1 pseudogene is annotated in these 487 nt (G+C 59.8%); it reads right to left on the minus strand.

From position 1 onward, the window contains the following. Positions 1-393, minus strand: a pseudogene (locus ACWGTO_RS33835) (IS66 family transposase); the annotation flags it as partial. Positions 394-487 lie beyond the last annotated feature (94 nt).

Here is a 487-nt window from a genome sequence, read left to right on the forward strand (position 1 = left end):
TGCCGTCTTCTTTGTATCGCGTAGGTATTCCCACTGGTTCAGAGTGTAGGACACGGCGTCGCCGATCTTGCTATCGGGCAAGACCTTCGGCGCGATGTCGTCGAGCCATGTCTTGAGAGCATTGAGGATGGGAACGCTGTGTTGCTGGCGAAAGCGGCGAATGCAATCGGCTTGTGTTTCGCCCTTGTCCGGCCTTTCGTTCCGCGCTTGGCCTTCAACCCGGTAGAGCTGCTCGAAGAACTTAAGCGCCTGCTCCGGCGGACCGCCCCCTTTCTTTCTTGCCTTGAGGGCATCGACGAAGCGACGTCTGGAATGGGCCATGCATCCCACATGGGTGGCCCCTGCCAGCGTGCGCCATGCGGTATAGCCATCGCTCATCAGTATGCCGCGGTGCGGCGCGACAATCAACGTGGGAGCGGCCCCTGTCCAGGGCAATCGGGTGAGTTAACACGTGACATATGGCGCCAGTGCTGAATCTGTGAGTCCC

The organism is Mesorhizobium sp. PL10 (assembly GCF_053714315.1).